Here is a 16,449-nt window from a genome sequence, read left to right as displayed (position 1 = left end):
CAACTGGAGCTTCCCATGACCGTTCCCTCACCCGCCCCGGCCGCTCGCCGGAGCCGCGCCGCTCTCGCTCCGCGGCGATCGCGCCCGGTCGCGCTCGTCATCGCCGCCGCCTCCCTGCCGATGTTCATGGCGACCCTCGACAACCTCGTCATGACCAACGCCCTGCCGGTGCTGCACCGCGAGATGGGCGCCACGATCGAGCAGCTGCAGTGGTTCGTGAACGCCTACACCCTGGCTTTCGCCGGGGCGATCCTCGTCGCCTCCGCGCTCGGCGACCGGTTCGGCCGCCGCACCGTGTTCGCCCTCGGCATCGCGCTGTTCGGGGCGGGCTCGCTGTTCGCGGCGCTCAGCACCGACCCTGGTCAGCTCATCGCCGCCCGCGCCGTGCAGGGGCTGGGCGCCGCCGCCGTCATGCCGCTGTCCCTCGCGCTGCTCACCGGCGCGGTGCCCGCCGCCCGCCGCCCGCTCGCGATCGGCATCTGGGGCGGTGTCTCCGGACTCGGCGTCGCCGTCGGCCCGCTCATCGGCGGCGCGATCATGGAGGGCTGGAACTGGCAGGCGATCTTCTGGATCAACGTGCCCGTCGCGGTGATCGCGATCCCGCTCGCCCTGCTCGTGCTGGGCAACGACTTCGGCGCCCGCGTGCGCATCGATGTGCCGGGCGCGGTGCTCGCGGCCGGTGGCGTGCTCGCGCTCGTGCATGCGATCGTGCGCGGCAACGACGACGGCTGGGACACGATCGGCGTGATCGCCGAGCTCGCCCTGGGCGGCGCGCTCGTGATCGCGTTCCTGGTCTGGCAGTTGCGTTCGGCCACGCCGCTGGTGCCGCTGCGACTGTTCCGGGACCGGTCGTTCTCGCTCACGAACGTCGTCGGCTTCGCCTTCAGCTTCGGCACGTTCGGATCCGTCTTCATCCTGATCCAGTTCCTGCAGGTGGTGCAGGGGGCGACTCCACTCGAGGCCGCCGTGCAGACCACGCCCTGGACGCTCGCCCCGATGTTCGTGGCGCCGCTCGCAGGCCTGATCGCCCCGCGCGTCGGCACCAGGGTCCTGCTCGTGACAGGCCTGCTGCTGCAGGGCATCGCGCTGGGCTGGCTCGCCGCGCTGCTCGCCACGGACGTGCCGTACGCCGCCCTCGTCGCGCCCTTCATCCTCGCCGGCGTCGGCATGGGCCTCGTGTTCGCCCCCTCGGCGACGGCGCTGCTCGCCACGCTCGGCCTCGTCGACCACGCCAAGGCGTCGGGCGTCAACTCCACGCTCCGCGAGCTGGGCGTCGCCCTCGGCACCGCCGTGATGACCGCGATCTTCGTGGGCGCGGGCGGCCAGCTGCTGCCCGACCACTACGTCGACGCCGCCCGCCCCGCCGTGTTCACCGGCGCCGCGGTGCTGCTGGTCGCCACGGTCATCGCGCTCTGGCTGCCGGCCGGCAGGGGCGGGCACGTGGACGATGCGGCCGGCGTCGAGGCGGAGTCCGCTGCACCGGAGCCCGTCGCGGCAGGCTGATCCCCTCGGTGCCCGTCCCGCTCGCTCGTCTGGCCTCCGACTCGGCCGTTCGACTGAGGGATTCCCGGATGGCGGATGGATCCGTTCGATTCCTTCAGCCATCCGGGAAATGCTCAGTCAGATGAGCCACGACCCTGGACTCGCCGATGGCCTGGATCCAAGCCGGTAAGGACCATCAGGGGATAGACGAAGGGCCCGGATCCGATCGGATCCGGGCCCTTCTGGTCGCCTCAGCGCTTGTAGTTCGGCGCCTCGACCACGATCTGCACGTCGTGCGGGTGCGACTCCTTGAGACCTGCCGCCGTGATGCGGACGAACTTGCCGCGGGTCTTGAGCTCCTCGATCGTGCGCGCTCCGACGTAGAACATCGACTGACGCAGCCCGCCGACGAGCTGGTACGCGACGGCGGAGAGCGGACCGCGGTAGGGCACCTGGCCCTCGATGCCCTCGGGGATGAGCTTGTCGTCACTGGGCACATCGGCCTGGAAGTAGCGGTCCTTCGAATAGGACGTCTGCTTGCCGCGGGTCTGCATTGCGCCGAGCGAGCCCATTCCGCGGTACAGCTTGAACTGCTTGCCGCCCTGGAACACGATCTCGCCCGGGGACTCTTCGGTGCCCGCGAGCAGGGATCCGAGCATCACGGCGTCGGCACCGGCGACGAGCGCCTTGGCGATGTCGCCGGAGTACTGCAGACCGCCGTCGGCGATGACCGGGATGCCGGCGGGGCGCGCGGCGAGCGACGCCTCGTACACCGCGGTGACCTGCGGCACGCCGACACCGGCGACGATGCGGGTGGTGCAGATCGAGCCAGGGCCGACGCCGACCTTGACAGCGTCCACTCCGGCGTCGACGAGCGCCTGGGCGCCCTCACGGGTTGCGACGTTGCCGCCGATGATGTCGATGTGCGCGAAGGACGGATCCGCCTTGAGTCGCTTGACCAGGTCGATCACGCCCTGCGACTGGCCGTTGGCCGTGTCGACGACGAGCACGTCCACGCCCTTGTCGCGCAGCGCCTCGGCGCGCTCCCAGGCGTCGCCGAAGAAGCCGATCGCCGCGCCGACGCGGAGCCGGCCCTGGTCGTCCTTGGTGGCCAGCGGGTACTTCTCGCTCTTGTCGAAGTCCTTGATGGTGATCAGACCCGCGAGCTTGCCGTCCGCGTCGATGAGCGGCAGCTTCTCGACGCGGTGCTTCGCGAACAGCGCGATGACCTGCGCGGCCTCGACACCGACGGGCGCGGTCACGAGGTTCTCGCTCGTCATCACATCACGCGCGAGCGTGGTCTGCTTGGCGGATCCGGAGACGAAGCGCATGTCGCGGTTCGTGACGATGCCGACCAGACGGCCGTCGGGGTCGACGACGGGCAGGCCCGAGATGCGGTACTTGGCGCACATCGCGTCGACCTCGGCGATCGTCGCGTCGGGGGTCGTGGTGATCGGATCGGTGATCATGCCCGACTCGCTGCGCTTGACGCGGTCGACCTGCGCGGCCTGGTCGGCGATCGAGAGGTTGCGGTGCAGGATGCCCAGTCCGCCCTCGCGCGCCATGGCGATCGCCATGCGCGCCTCGGTCACGGTGTCCATCGCGCTGGAGAGCAACGGGGTGGCGACCGAGATGCGGCGCGTCACACGCGAGGAGGTGTCCGCCTCGCTGGGGATCACATCCGTGTGCCCGGGCAGGAGCAGGACGTCATCGTAGGTCAATCCGACAAAACCGAACGGGTCGTGCTGCTCCATGGGTTGCGGGGCTCCTCTTTCTCGCGCGCGTGTATCGATTCTAAGCGCCACGCCGGGTGGGGTATTCCCAGGAACGGCGCTCTCGCACGCGACGCGAACGGCCGCCGTCGCAGGCACGACGGCGGCCGTTCCCTGAGCGGAGACGACGCGGGTGCCGGATCCGCTCCTGACCGTTCAGGCGGTGATGGTCGCGGTGCCGGTTCCGCCCAGCACCTCGGCGGTGATGGTGCCGCCCACAGGGGCGACGTTGTTGAAGGTGACCTTGACCTGGTTGCTCGTCGTGGCCGTCACCTGGAAGATGACGGGGCCGCCGGTGGCCGGGTCGCCGCTGACGAACGTCAGGCCGGAGAGCCCGGAGTACGACGCCGCCGCCGCACCGTTCGCGAAGATGAAGGTGACCAGGGTGCCGGCCTTGAGGGCACCGTCCACGTAGTTGGCGCCGTCGGTGTACTGGCCCTGGATCTTGAAGTTCGGGTTGGTGCCGACCTTGGGATTGGCGGTGGCCGTGACCTCCGCGTAGTTCGCCTCCGGTGCCGTCTCGCTCGCGGCCGCGAGCGGCGTCGCCGCCGCCGCGGCGATGACCGGCAGCGACCACGCGGCGCCCTTGACGATCGTGCGGCGAGGGAAGCCGCGCTCGGAACGGATCTCGGTCATGGGGATGCTCCAGTTCGTTGTCGCCTCACGCATACGGACATGCGGGAGCCGTTGAGACCGCTCCCGCGGGTTCGGGGCGGTGGTCCTCCGGTATCCAATCGACCCCGCTCCGCGCTCCCGCCCGCGTTCCCCGACCCGGTCGACCCACGTGCGAATCCGGTCGCGTCAGGTATGAAGACCGTCGGCGACTCCCCCACGTCGTCCGCCGGCCCGCAGGCGCGAGGGCGACGCGAGGCCCTCCGCCGAGATCGCCCGGGCGAGGCTCGAGCCGTTGCTGAATCCGACCCGCGCGGCGATCGCGTCGACGGTCTGCGCCGTGGAGGCGGATTCCTGCAGCAGCGCCACGGCGGCGGCGACGCGGATGCGGCGGATCTCCTGGCGGATCGTCCGACCCGACGGCTGGAACTCGCGTTCGAGGTGACGCAGCGAGACGCTCATCTCGGTGGCCACCGCGGATGGGGTGAGGGCCGCCTCGGTGTACCGCCGCTGGAGGATCGCCAGGGCGCGCAGATGCAGGGAGTGCACTGACGCCACTCCCGTTCTGCCGACCCCTCGCCGGATGGCGACGAGGATCATGTCGCGCAGGATCGGGGCGAAGCGCTCCCGGGAGAGGAGGTCGAGCGGGCCTCCGCTGTGGAGCGTGTGCACGAACGCGGCGATCGGGCCCAGCAGCACCGCGTCCTCGACGAGGATCGCCGATTTCCGCGGCAGCGACAGCTCGGGAAACGCGTCCACCGGCATGCCGACGGCGATCACGTCGCTTGCGTGCGATGTCGATATCCGCACCGATGCGGTGCCGGTCACGAGGACGCCCTGGCCGTCGCCGATCTCGACGGGCCCGCTCCTGGACGGGATCCGCACGGGTCCGCCGCGCACCAGAAGCAGCCGCATGCGACCAGCGGCGACGCCCGATGTGCGGTCGGCACCAGGAGGGAGCGCGTGCGCGGCGATGGTGATGTCGCCGAGGATCAGGCGAGGCGGAGAACCGGTGGGAGCGGGTCGGGTCGGCTGATCGCCGGGATCCGCGGCCCACGCCGCATCGCTCTTCGCCCCCGCGGAGCGCAGCCACGCGACGGCGTCGCCGGACGGCGATCGCTGCACCAGCATCTCGCCTCCCCAGGCTCCCCAGCGCCGGTCCGGATCCGCCGCAGACGTGCGTTCGCATCGTGCGGATCGATTCGACCGGTCGGTCTTCGACTCCCTGCAGACGACGTGTGCGGAGCTTCGGGTCGCTCGTCGACGCATCGTCACATCGAAGGAGCGAGCCGCGGGTGAGAAGTGACGCGGACCTGGGGCGGCGCCTCAGGGCACGTGGATCGTGTCGGTGCCGGGGTTCGACTCCTGGACCGTGCCACGGCCGGATCGGATCCGGCGGGCGGCGAGCGCGAGGTCGATCAGGAACACGGCGATCGCGACCCACACGATCGCGAAGCCGATCCACCGTTCGGTCGGCATCGGCTCGTGCATGACGAGCACGCCGACCAGGAACTGCATGATCGGGGTGATGAACTGGATCATGCCGATCACGGTCAGCCCGATCCGGCGGGTTCCCGCGGCGAACAGCAGCAACGGCACCGCGGTGGCGACGCCCGCGAAGGCGAGCAGGCTCGCATGCAGCGCACCGTTCGCGCCCATCGTGATCCCGGTGGTGAGACCCACCGCGATCAGCTGCACGACAGCGACCGGCAGCAGCCAGAACGACTCCAGGGTGAGTCCGCTCACGGCGTCGACCGAGGGGCCGATCTTCTTCTTGACGAGTCCGTAGATGCCGAACGAGGCGGTCAGCGAGAGCGCGATCCACGGGAACGTGCCGTGGGCGAAGACGATCACCAGCACCGCGACGGTCGCGATCCCGATCGCTACCCACTGCAGCCGGCGCAGCTTCTCCTTCAGCACGAAGACGCCCAGCAGCATGGTGCCGATCGGGTTGATGAAGTAGCCGAGGCTGGTCTCGACGATCTCGCCGTTCAGGGTGGCGAGGACGAACACCTGCCAGTTGATGTAGATCAGAACCCCGGCGAGCGCCGTCAGCGCGAGCAGCCGCGGCTGCCGGACGATCGCCATCAACGGCTTCCAGCCGCGGGTGATCGCCAGCAGGATGAGGCAGAACACGAAGGAGAGCGCGACCCGCCAGGCGACCAGCTCCCAGGGGCCGGTCGGCGCCAGCAGCAGGAAGTAGAGCGGCAGCACGCCCCACAGCAGGTATGCGCCGATCGCGGAGGCGACGCCCACGGTCTGGGCGCTGCGCGGGGCGGTGGTCACCGGTCAACCCTATTGCCGCAGGAAGGACGCGCGGCCGGCCGCATCCGATCCGCACGCGGATCCGCCTCCGACCCCCGCCCGCGACGAAGGCCCGGATGCACAGGGCATCCGGGCCTTCGAGACGTCAGTGGGCGCTCAGCGCACCACGACGGCGAGCACGTCGCGCGCGGACAGCACGAGGAACTCCTCGGCGCCGAACTTCACCTCGGTGCCGCCGTACTTGCTGTAGAGCACGCGATCGCCGACGGCGACGTCGAGCGGAACGCGGTTGCCGTTGTCGTCGATGCGACCGGGACCCACGGCCACGACCTCGCCCTCCTGGGGCTTCTCCTTGGCAGTGTCGGGGATGACCAGGCCACTCGCGGTGGTCTGCTCGGCCTCGACCTGCTTGATGACGATGCGGTCCTCGAGCGGCTTGATGGAAACCGACACGGTCTACCTCTTTCTTGACGGTTCAAGACTGATTAGCACCCTCAGCCCGAGAGTGCTAACAACAGTCTAGGCGCATCGCTGGCACTCATGCAATCAGAGTGCCAGTCGCGTGACGTCTCGAAGGGTCAGACGCCGGTCCGCCCACGGCGGACGGATAGCCTGGACCGCGTGGATATGAGCGAACTGCGAACCCTGCTGACGCCCGAGGCGCTGCGGGCGATCGACGAGCTCGGCGAGATCGGATCCACGGATGCGGCCGCCCGCGCAGTCATGCGCCTGCGGTCCGAGGGGCACTCCCCGGAATTCGTGTCCGCCGTGGTCGGCCAGGCGCGGCTGCGCACGAAGGCGACGGCGAAATTCGGCGAGTTCGCGGACCGGATGCTGTTCACGCGCGCCGGCCTGGAGCAGGCGACCAGGCTCGCGGTCGCCGCACGTCATGCCGGTCGGATGCGCGCCGCCGGGGTCGCGCACGTTTCCGACCTCGGCTGCGGGATCGGCGGCGACGCGCTCGCCTTCGCCGGCGCAGGACTGCGGGTCACGGCCGTGGATGCCGACGAGGTCACGGCCGCGCTGGCGGCGTACAACCTGGCGCCGTTCGGATCCGATGCCGAGGTGCGGCACGGATTCGCGGAGGATCACGCGCCCTCCGAGGGCACCGAGTCGGCGGCGGTGTGGCTGGATCCGGCCCGGCGCACGGCGGGGCATTCCGAGACCCGTCGCGTGGCCGCAGACGACTACTCCCCCTCGCTGGACTGGGCGTTCGCGCTCGCCGCGCGCGTCCCTACCGGCATCAAGCTCGGGCCCGCCCACGACCGTGACGCGATCCCCGCCGATGTCGAAGCGCAGTGGGTGAGCGCGGACGGCGACGTCGTGGAGCTCGTGCTGTGGTCGGGCGGGCTGGCACGCGAGGGCGTCCGGCGGGCGGCCCTCGTGATCCGCGGCGACCGGGCGCACGAACTGACCGCCCCGGCCGACACCGAGGACGCGGAGGTGCGCGAGCTCGGCGCGTATGTGCACGAGCCCGACGGCGCCGTGATCCGCGCACGCCTGATCGGCGACCTCGCGCGCAGCATCGACGCCGGCATGCTGGATCCGCACATCGCGTATCTGACGTCCGACGCTCCGGCCGACAGCCCGTTCGCGGCGTCGTTCCGGGTGCGCGAGGTGCTGCCGATGAACCCGAAGGCGATCGGGTCCGCCCTCAAGACTGCCGGGATCGGACGCCTGGAGATCAAGAAGCGCGGCGTGGACGTGGATCCGGCCGCGTTCCGCAAGAAGCTGAACCTGCGCGGGGCCGCCGAGGCGACCCTGATCCTGGTGCGCATCAGCGACAGACGGCACGCGATCCTCGCAGACCGGGTCTGAACGCGGTCATTTGCGCGAGAACAGCCCGCCGTCGCCCACCGCCGCATTCTCCGTGATCATCAGATAGGACCCGATGTACATCCCCGTCCGCATATCGATGATCGCGGAGGGCCGTTCCTCGGTCGCGGGCACCTCGAGCACGATCGACGACTCCTCGTCAGCGTTCCCGGAACCGAGGATGGTGACGCCGCCCCCGGCAGTGCTGTGGTAGGTGCGGCCGTCCGACCCGCACCCGCGCTGCGGATCCGGCGTCTCGACGATCAGGCACTGAGACGACCCATCGTCCGCGAAGCCACGCCAGACGGGCAGTCCACGCCAGCGTCCGACGATCGAGAGGCCTTCGAGGTTCTGGTCCGTCGACAGCCGTGCAGCCGCTTCGATCTCGGCCGCACTCATCCCCTGGTTCCTCATGCGGGAATCCGACTCCCAGCGCTGGATCGATCCGCCGGGGAACCCCTGCCCCGCGAGGAAGAGGGTCGCGCCGTAGCCGACCTGCGTGTCGAGACGATCGGCTGCCGGAGGCAGCGTGGCACTCAGCTGAAGCGAATACGCGGTCTTCGCCATCTCCCCGGGCAGCTGGCACTGCCGTTCCGACGTCGCCTTCGGCACGTCCAACGCGGCGCAGCGCAGCGCGCCGTTCATCTTCGTCCAGGTCCAGAGCAGGGCATCGTCGCGGCGGGCCAGCAGCACCGCGCTGCCTGGATCGTGGTCCGAGTCCTTCAGCACCACGTCCCGACGCTCGGCCTCACCGGCGCGCAGGGCGAGACCCACGTCGGGCGGGCGCGGAATGGTCCATCCGATCAGCACACCGACGAGGAGCAGCCCGGCCAGGCCGCCGACGAGGTAGCGCGGACGCTTCCAGCGGCCCGTCGCGAGCCAGGCCCGGATCCTGGCACGACCCGTCCCGAACCGCCGACGCTGTCCCGTTTCACCGACGACATCGCCGGATCCGTCGGAGGAACGGGACACCATCGGCAGAGCGGGCGCGTGGGTCGGCGGTCCTTCGTTCCGCTGCGTTTCGTCTCGCTCGGCTTCGCCGTCCTCGCTCAACGACCCCGTGGGGAGGGACACAGCGGCCTGCCGCTGCAACGACCCCGTGGGGAGGGGAAGGGCGGCACGGCGCAGCTCCGTCAAGCGCGCGGCCTCGTCCCGGCTCAGCCCGGAACCGTCCCGGCCGAAGGCACGGCGTTCCAGTTCGCGCCGTTCCTCCTCCTGCGCCGGATCCGTCATGGCGCTATCCGAACCAGCCGAACCGGTAGGCGGCCCAGAGCAGCCATCCCGTGCTGTACAGCGTGGCCACGCACCCGAGCATGAGCGCCCAGACCGCGATGACACGGTTCTCCTCCGGCCGGCGCAGCGACATGATCGCGGCGATGACCGAGACGATCGCGACGGGGATCCCCCAGCCGACGAACAGCGCGGCGAACAGCGCGACGATCGCGGACAGCAGTGCCCACGGCGCGAGCCGGGGCTCGGCGGGCGCCGGCACGGGTGCTTCGGTGCCGTCCGTGGGGTGCCACTCCTCGTGCGCCACCGCCGCACCGTCGCGGTCGAGTTCCAGTTCCTCGGGCTCGATCCCGCCGTCCAGCTGGGGCCCGCTCTCCACGCCCACGGGCACGGGAGCCGTCGGCAGCCGCGTGTAGCGCTGCGGATCCTTCCCGTCCGCGGTCGCCATCATCCGACCTCGGCGCCCGCGCGGACGAGTGCGTCCTCCGCGCCGGAGGAGTCCTCGGCGACCTGGATCTCGGTCACCGGCAGCGTCGAGTCGGCGCCGAACGCGAGCGTCGAGGGGCGCCGGCCGGAGGCGATCAGCTCGGCGGCGAGCCCCGCGATCATGGCGCCGTTGTCGGTGCAGAGCGAGAGCGGCGGAATGCGCACCGTGACGCCCGCCTCTGCCGCCCGGGCGAGGGCGACCTCACGCAGTCGGCGGTTCGCGATGACGCCGCCGCCCAGCAGCAGCCGGGGCACGCCCCGGTCGGCGCAGGCCGCCAGCGCCTTGGTCACGAGCACGTCCACCACGGCCTCGCGGAAGCTCGCGGCGACGTCGGCGACGGGGATCGGGTTGCCCGCGGCCTCCTCGCGCTCGATCCAGCGGGCGACCGCGGTCTTCAGCCCGGAGAACGAGAAGTCGTAGCGGTGCCTGTCCAGATCCGACGCTCGGGACAGTCCGCGCGGGAACCGGATCGCGGCCGGATCCCCTCCCACGGCCGCCCGGTCGATCTCGGGCCCCCCGGGATACGGCAGGCCGAGGATGCGGGCGACCTTGTCGAAGGCCTCGCCGGCGGCGTCGTCGACGGTCTCGCCGAGCAGCTCGACGTCGGTGGTGAGGTCACGCACGTGCAGCAGCGAGGTGTGCCCGCCCGAGACGAGCAGCGCGATCGTCGGGTACTCGAGGGGCACGGAGTCGGGGGTCAGGATGTCGGCGGCGATGTGCCCGACCAGGTGGTTCACGGCGTAGAGCGGCTTGCCGAGCGACACCGCCAGGCCCTTCGCCGCGCCGATGCCGACCATGAGCGCGCCGGCGAGGCCCGGCCCGCTGGTCACGGCGACGGCGTCGAGGTCCTGCAGCCGCACCTGCGCCTCGGCGAGAGCCCGCTCGATCGCCGGCTGCATCTCCTCGAGATGCGCCCGTGCGGCGACCTCGGGCACGACGCCGCCGTAGCGGGCGTGCTCGTCCATGCTCGACGCGATCGTGTTGGACAGCAGGGTGCGACCGCGGACGATCCCGATCCCGGTCTCGTCGCAGCTCGTCTCGATACCGAGCACGAGGGGCTGGTCAGTCATCGGATCCCTTCCCGTTCTCAGGATCATTTCGCGAATCCTCGGCGGATCGGTCCAATTCGCGCGGATCGGCGGAATCCGTCCTGAGGACGGATTCGGCGCGTGCGGTCAGGTCGAGCTTCATGATCACGGCGTCCACGTCGTCGGGCTGGTAATAGCCGGCGCGCCGGCCGATCTCCGCGAACCCCTCGGAGAGGTACAGCCCCTCGGCGACCGGGTTGTCGGCGCGCACCTCGAGGAACACCGACGTCGCACCGCGCTCCGCGGCCTCCGCGAGGAGCGTGCGCAGCAGCGCCCTGCCCCGACCGGATCCGCGGTGCTCGGCGTCGAGGGCGATGGTCTGGATGTCACTGTCGGCGGATCCGCGCAGCGCGCGCACTCCCCCGTATCCGACGACCACCTCGGCACCAGCGCTCTGCGCGGCGGAACCGGTGGCCGGCTCGACGTCGACGAAGTATCGGCCGTGCGGGCTCGCGAGCTCGGCCGCCATCATCTCCGGGCTCCATGCGTCGGTCGGGAACGAGCGCTGTTCGATGAGCATGATCGCGTCGAGGTCGGCCGTCGTCGCGGCGCGGATCACGGCCCGACCCGCTTGGGCGCAGCGGGCACGCGGGCATCCGGCGGGCGCAGGTACAACGGCTCGGATCCGGTGAGGGTGCGCCCGGCCGCGACGGCGCGACGGGCGACGCGCGCGACGGCGGCGGCCGAGATCGCGGCGACCTCGAAACGGCGCAGCGCCCCGAGCTTGCGATCCACGTCGGCCTGCGGCACGAGCACGGTGTCGACGACGGCGTGCGGGATGCCGTCGACGTCGATCCCCTCGTACACGGTCACCGCGGTCTCGCGGCGCCGGGCGTCGGTGAGGATGGCGAACGGCTCAGTGGGAGCGTCCGCCTCGATGATCGCGAGAGCGGCGGCATGATGGCTCGGCACGGCGATCACGGGGACGCCCCGTCCCAGGGCGAATGCACGCGCGGCGGCGATTCCGATCCGCAGCCCGGTGAACGGCCCCGGCCCCATGCCCGCCGCGACATGCGTGAGCGGATCCGGATCCGGATCCGACGCCGGCGCGGCGGCGAGCACCTGCTCCAGCAGAGAACCGATGGCCTCGGCGTGTCCCAGGTGTCCCTCCCGCGCCACGTCGGCGACAGTGCGCCCGTCGCGGCCGATCAGGCCGACGGCCGAGCCGAGTGAGGTGTCCACGCCGAGAATCACCCTTCCAGGGTAGCCGCCGCGGCCCTCGGCCGGTCCCTGCACGCGGCCCCGGATCCGCCCGTCAGCGCGCGGAGACCCCGGCGCGCTCCCAGCGGTCGCCGCCGCGGTCCTGCGCGAGGGTCGCCGCATCGGCCGCGACGGCCGACAGCGCGTCGAGATCGTAGTCCGCGGCTGCGGCGCCCGCCCAGCCGACGCTCGCCGAGACGCGCACCGACGCCCGAGGCCCGGAGTCCTCGATCGTGGAGACCCGCTGCAGCAGCACCCGCAGCTCGCGTCGTACGGCGTCCTCGGCGCCGGGCAGCAGGGCCAGCGCACGCACGTCCGAGATCCGCTCGACGTCGGCCGCGGCGGGCAGCGCGTCGAGCACGTGCGCATGGAACGCATCCACGATGCTGGCGAACACGGCCGGCCCCGAGGCCTCCGCCAGATCCGCGGGATCGTCCAGCCGGATGTCCAGCAGCGACCAGGCCGGCTCCTGCGCCTGCCGGGCCCGGGCGAGACGTGCCCGCAGCGCTGCGCGGCTGTCCGCGCTGCTGTGCCCGCCGCCGCGCAGCAGCGCCTCGCCGCGGGCGAGCAGGACGATCGTGACGGCCGCGCACTGGCTGGTCAGCAGTATTCCGACGCCGTTGATGTCACGCAGCATGCGCAGCTCGTCGCCGGGAGCGGATCCGATACCCGTGATGCCGGCGATGACGCCGAACACGGCCACCACGACGAACGCCGATGACACCAGCGCCAGGGGCAGCACCACGTCCCGGGCGCTGATCCGCAGCCGGAACAGCTCCCACGCCGCGAGCCCCGCGAACACCGCCGCCGCGGAGAACACGACGCGGAACACGGTCGGATACGCGGCGGTGGTGCTGCTCGCCATGAGCAGCGTCGGCGCGACGAGGACGAACGCCGCCGCCGCAGGCCAGAGCAGCCGCTTCCCCGCATAGGCGCGGATCCCGAGCCACAGCAGCGGCTCGAAGCACACGATCAGCCCCGAGGACAGGGCTCGCAGCGGAGCGCTGTCGAACTGGTTCGCTGCCACCCATACGTAGGTCGCGAGCATGGCGATGCCGAAACCCACCGACCAGGTCACGGTGGCTCTGCTCGGACGCGGCATGAGAGCCAGTCCGAACACCAGCGCGGCGGACAGCGTCACCATCGCCACGAGCGTGACGGATGTGTTCACGGTGATGCCGACGGGGGCGGTGAGGGTGGTCATGCGTCGTTCCTCTCGGGGCGCCGAGGCAGCAGCACGCGCATGCGCGTGCCTTCGCCGAGCCGGCTGCTGACGTCGATGGTGCCGTGATGCGCGGTCACGATGTCGCGCGCGGCGACGAGGCCCAGGCCGGTCCCCGGCACTCCGCTGCGCTCGGCCCGTTCGCCGCGGAAGTACGGTTGGAAGAGCTGGTCCACGTCCGCGGGCGCCATGCCGGATCCGGTGTCGGCGACGACCAGCTCCGCGCGCGTGTCGTCGGTGACGCCCAGCGAGAGCAGGATGGAGCCGCCGGCCGCGGTGTACTTGACGGCGTTGCTGAGCAGGTTGTCGATCACCTGCCGCAGCCGGAACGCGTCCCCGTAGATGAGCAGGGTCGGCTCGCCCGTCACCTCGACCCGCAGCCTGTTTGCCGTCGCCGTCGGCAGGAACGACGACACCGAGGCCTGCACCAGGGCATGCAGATCGACCGGCTCCGACAGCACCCGGGAGCGGGGACGGGAGGCATCCAGTGCCGTCGTGACCAGATCCTGCATGCGCTCGGCGGCCCCGGCGACCACACCCAGCTGGTCGGCGGCACGGGCCGGCAGATCCTCGCGCTCGAGCAGCAGGTCGACGTGCCCGACGATCGCGGTGAGCGGGTTGCGCAGCTCGTGCGTGAGGATGGCCGACATCAGGCGGCGTTCCTCGGCCGCGGCGAGCCGGGCGGTGACGTCGTCGATCTTGACCAGCACGACGGCGCCCTGATCGGCGTCGCTGGCGATCGGCTGGGTGTCGACCTCGAGCGCCCGCCACTCGCCGTCCACGCCGTAGAGCCACACCCGCTCTCCCGCGAGGTGCTCGCCGCGCGCGGCCCGGGCGAGCACGGTGCGCTGCACCGGAATCGGCTCGCCCTCGCGGTCGTCGTACTCCACCGCGAGCGCGGGCAGCGCGATGCCGTCGGCGTCGCGGCCGTACAGCCGGCGATAGGCGTCGTTCATCTTGAGGATCTCGCCGTCGTCGCCGACGGCGACGAGTGCCGTGTCCAGTGCATCGATGATCTGGGTGACCCGGCGCTCGTGCGTCTCGGCCCGCCGCGCCACTCGGTCGATCTGCTCGGATCGGCGACGCAGCAGTCGCCGGGACGCCCGGGAGCGCCGCACGCCGATCCGGATCGTGGTGCCCAGGAAACCCAGCCCGAACGCGGTGATGAGCACGCGCAGCACCACATCCGAGATCAGTCCGGTCTGGTTCGCGACCGTGAACAGGAAGGCCGTGATGAGGGCGATGCCACCGAACACCGCGATCATCGAGTAGTACGTGGCGATCCACGTGATCGGGATCACCCAGAGGAACCCGAGCCGGATGTCCGGCGCCTGCGTCGTGAGGCCGATCGCGCAGATGTCGATCATCGGGACGGCGAGGATCCCCGCGGGCGGGATGCGATCCCACGGCAGCACCAGCACCACGGCCGTGGTCAGCACCGACAGCGCGAGCCCGGCGGTGAACAGCGGCGTCGCGAACACGGTCGGCTTGAGCGCCGCGACGAGCACGGCGATCGCAACCGTGGTGCTGACGAAGATGAGCTGCCAACGCCAGATCGACGCCCTGCGGGACATGCCGATCCTCTCTCCGCGTCGGCACGGAGCCGCCGCGGGACGCGTCGCGCGCACCGGGGGAAACCCTGACGCTCAACGCTTCCGCAAGGTTATCCAAAGAAGCGCCCAAGGCCCTTCAACGGATATATCGCCCCGCCTAGCATCGCAGCATCGAAGGTCCCCACCCGACCGGATCCGCCGCCCGCGCATCGGATCCGTCCACCGCCATCGACGGGCAGAAAGCGAGCGTGCTGCGATGACCGGCCCCTCTGCACCCCCGTCCGGCGGACGCCTGTCCGCCTGGCGCGTGCTGGTGGGCGTGCTCGTGGCCCTCACCGTGGTGGCCGGCATCGTCGTGGTGCCGTGGTTCCTGCTTCGCGATGAGGCGGTCCCGGGAGCAGCGCCCGGTCCGCGCTGGTTCGGCGGCTACTACGACATCACCGCGACGGACCCGCCGAAGGACGTGCTGTCCGGATCCGGTTCGGATGCGGTCGTCCTGGCGTTCGTCACCGCCGGCCCCGGCGACGCCTGCCGTCCGACCTGGGGCGGGGTGTACTCGCTCGCCGAGGCGGGGGACGCGCTCGACCTGGACCACAGGATCGCGCAGAAGAGGCAGGACGGCGCGCCGGTGACGGTGTCTTTCGGCGGCACCAGGGGCACGGAGCTCGCCAGCGCCTGCGCGTCGATCGACGACCTGATGAACGCCTACGCGGCCGTGCTGGAGCGCTACACGATCACCGCGATTGATCTCGACCTCGAGCACCCCGCCCTCAGCGATGTGGTCGCCGGCGACCGGCGCGCGGAGGCCGTGGCCCGACTACAGGAGCGGCAGCGTGCGAAGGGCTCGGAGCTGTCGGTCTGGCTCACGCTGCCGGCGGGACAGGACGGGCTCGGCACCGACGGGCTGCGCTCCATCCGCCAGCTGCTGCAGGCGGGCGTACAGCTCTCCGGGGTCAACGCGATGACGTTGGATGACGGTGCACCGCTCGCCGGCCGATCGATGGCGGCGGCCACGATCACGGCGCTGACGGCCGTGCACGACCAGCTCGGCCGCCTCTATGACGACCTTCATCTGGCGCTCCCCGCGGGCGGCGCGTGGGCGGTCATGGGTGCGACGCCGATGATCGGCCGCAACGACGTGCACGACGAGGTGTTCGCCCTCGACGACGCCGCGACGCTGAACGCCTTCGCCCAGAAGCAGCGACTCGCCCGCCTCTCGATGTGGTCACTCAACCGCGACCGCGCCTGCGATGCGGATCAGCAGGATCCGGCCTCCGCCTCCTGCAGCGGCGTCGCGCAGGGCGACTCCGCGTTCGCAGCAGTGCTGGGCCGCGGCTTCGCGGTCGCGCCCACGACCGCGGCCGAGCCCGGCCCGACCGCTTCCACCTCCGGCAGCGCGGCGGCGCCGTACACCGGCTCGCCGGCACCGCCGCCGGCTTCGACTCCCACTCCGACCAGGGACCCGTAATCCGGGACGGAGTGGGCGGCGCCCCGGGGACAGGGCGCCATCCCGCTCCCGGGACCCTGCCCGGGAGCGGGAACCCGACACCGATGGGGACTCGGTGGCGGGTCGCGGAGTCCGGGGGCCGATGGGGATCGGCACCCGGGGCTCCGCGGAAGGCGCGGGTTCGGACCCGCGCTGCACGGGGCGATCAACGGGATCGCCGACGGGGCGCCGACATCGGGATCGGCGCCTCCGTCGTGCCGCCCGCCGCTCGCCGCT

Annotated in this window: 15 protein-coding genes; 3 read left to right on the top strand and 12 right to left on the bottom strand. The window is 71.5% G+C overall.

What is annotated here, in order from left to right; translation table 11 throughout:
• Positions 1 to 15: 15 nt before the first annotated feature.
• The gene (locus ACFWCK_RS16705; RefSeq protein WP_378806911.1) at positions 16 to 1,503 is read left to right on the top strand and encodes a DHA2 family efflux MFS transporter permease subunit; all 1,488 of its coding nucleotides are present in this window, start codon (positions 16 to 18) and stop codon (positions 1,501 to 1,503) included.
• A gap of 230 nt (positions 1,504 to 1,733) precedes the next feature.
• On the opposite strand, the gene guaB is transcribed toward ACFWCK_RS16705, so the two are convergent.
• From guaB to groES, 5 genes are all read right to left on the bottom strand, one after another.
• Complete coding sequence (guaB, locus tag ACFWCK_RS16700; protein ID WP_378806909.1) at positions 1,734 to 3,236, bottom strand: IMP dehydrogenase; 1,503 nt, start codon at positions 3,234 to 3,236, stop codon at positions 1,734 to 1,736.
• A gap of 174 nt (positions 3,237 to 3,410) precedes the next feature.
• Positions 3,411 to 3,890 (bottom strand): hypothetical protein, encoded by a 480-nt coding sequence (locus tag ACFWCK_RS16695; RefSeq protein ID WP_378806908.1) that lies wholly within the window; start codon positions 3,888 to 3,890, stop codon positions 3,411 to 3,413.
• Positions 3,891 to 4,055: 165 nt separating this feature from the next.
• Positions 4,056 to 4,997 carry a helix-turn-helix domain-containing protein gene (locus ACFWCK_RS16690; protein WP_378806906.1) on the bottom strand — a complete coding sequence of 314 codons (942 nt, stop codon included), beginning with the start codon at positions 4,995 to 4,997 and terminating at the stop codon, positions 4,056 to 4,058.
• A 195-nt stretch (positions 4,998 to 5,192) separates the two neighbouring features.
• Entirely contained in the window at positions 5,193 to 6,152 is a 960-nt protein-coding gene (rarD, locus tag ACFWCK_RS16685; RefSeq protein ID WP_378806905.1) for an EamA family transporter RarD, read from the bottom strand.
• Positions 6,153 to 6,287: 135 nt separating this feature from the next.
• Complete coding sequence (gene groES / locus ACFWCK_RS16680; RefSeq protein ID WP_231090549.1) at positions 6,288 to 6,584, bottom strand: co-chaperone GroES; 297 nt, start codon at positions 6,582 to 6,584, stop codon at positions 6,288 to 6,290.
• Between the two features lie 168 nt (positions 6,585 to 6,752).
• Here groES and ACFWCK_RS16675 point away from each other — a divergent pair, with 168 nt between their 5' ends.
• The gene (locus tag ACFWCK_RS16675; protein ID WP_378806904.1) at positions 6,753 to 7,949 is read left to right on the top strand and encodes an SAM-dependent methyltransferase; all 1,197 of its coding nucleotides are present in this window, start codon (positions 6,753 to 6,755) and stop codon (positions 7,947 to 7,949) included.
• 6 nt (positions 7,950 to 7,955) lie between these two features.
• On the opposite strand, the gene ACFWCK_RS16670 is transcribed toward ACFWCK_RS16675, so the two are convergent.
• From ACFWCK_RS16670 to ACFWCK_RS16640, 7 genes are all read right to left on the bottom strand, one after another.
• On the bottom strand, positions 7,956 to 9,179 hold the full coding sequence (locus ACFWCK_RS16670; protein ID WP_378806903.1) for a hypothetical protein: 1,224 nt from the start codon (positions 9,177 to 9,179) through the stop codon (positions 7,956 to 7,958).
• 4 nt (positions 9,180 to 9,183) lie between these two features.
• Entirely contained in the window at positions 9,184 to 9,624 is a 441-nt protein-coding gene (locus ACFWCK_RS16665; protein ID WP_378806902.1) for a hypothetical protein, read from the bottom strand.
• Positions 9,624 to 10,733: a tRNA (adenosine(37)-N6)-threonylcarbamoyltransferase complex transferase subunit TsaD gene (tsaD, locus tag ACFWCK_RS16660; RefSeq protein WP_378806901.1), complete on the bottom strand. Its 1,110-nt coding sequence runs from the start codon at positions 10,731 to 10,733 to the stop codon at positions 9,624 to 9,626. The genes ACFWCK_RS16665 and tsaD overlap by 1 nt, the downstream gene beginning before the upstream one ends.
• On the bottom strand, positions 10,726 to 11,310 hold the full coding sequence (gene rimI / locus ACFWCK_RS16655; RefSeq protein WP_378806900.1) for a ribosomal protein S18-alanine N-acetyltransferase: 585 nt from the start codon (positions 11,308 to 11,310) through the stop codon (positions 10,726 to 10,728). Before rimI ends, tsaD begins: the two co-directional genes overlap by 8 nt.
• Positions 11,307 to 11,945 (bottom strand): tRNA (adenosine(37)-N6)-threonylcarbamoyltransferase complex dimerization subunit type 1 TsaB, encoded by a 639-nt coding sequence (gene tsaB / locus ACFWCK_RS16650; protein ID WP_378806898.1) that lies wholly within the window; start codon positions 11,943 to 11,945, stop codon positions 11,307 to 11,309. The genes rimI and tsaB overlap by 4 nt, the downstream gene beginning before the upstream one ends.
• Before the next feature lie 61 nt (positions 11,946 to 12,006).
• A complete protein-coding gene (locus ACFWCK_RS16645) occupies positions 12,007 to 13,155 on the bottom strand; it encodes a hypothetical protein (RefSeq protein ID WP_378806897.1) in 1,149 nt (382 codons plus the stop codon).
• Positions 13,152 to 14,747, bottom strand: coding sequence for an ATP-binding protein (locus ACFWCK_RS16640; RefSeq protein ID WP_378806896.1), 1,596 nt, complete (start codon positions 14,745 to 14,747; stop codon positions 13,152 to 13,154). The genes ACFWCK_RS16645 and ACFWCK_RS16640 overlap by 4 nt, the downstream gene beginning before the upstream one ends.
• Positions 14,748 to 14,982: 235 nt before the next feature.
• Here ACFWCK_RS16640 and ACFWCK_RS16635 point away from each other — a divergent pair, with 235 nt between their 5' ends.
• Positions 14,983 to 16,194, top strand: a complete 1,212-nt coding sequence (locus ACFWCK_RS16635) for a chitinase (RefSeq protein ID WP_378806895.1) — start codon at positions 14,983 to 14,985, stop codon at positions 16,192 to 16,194.
• Positions 16,195 to 16,449 lie beyond the last annotated feature (255 nt).

The sequence above is a fragment of the Microbacterium sp. NPDC060117 genome (genome assembly GCF_042729315.1).
Lineage (GTDB): Bacteria > Actinomycetota > Actinomycetes > Actinomycetales > Microbacteriaceae > Microbacterium.
Note: the sequence above shows the minus strand (reverse complement) of the source record. Positions and strands in the feature narration are given on the sequence as shown.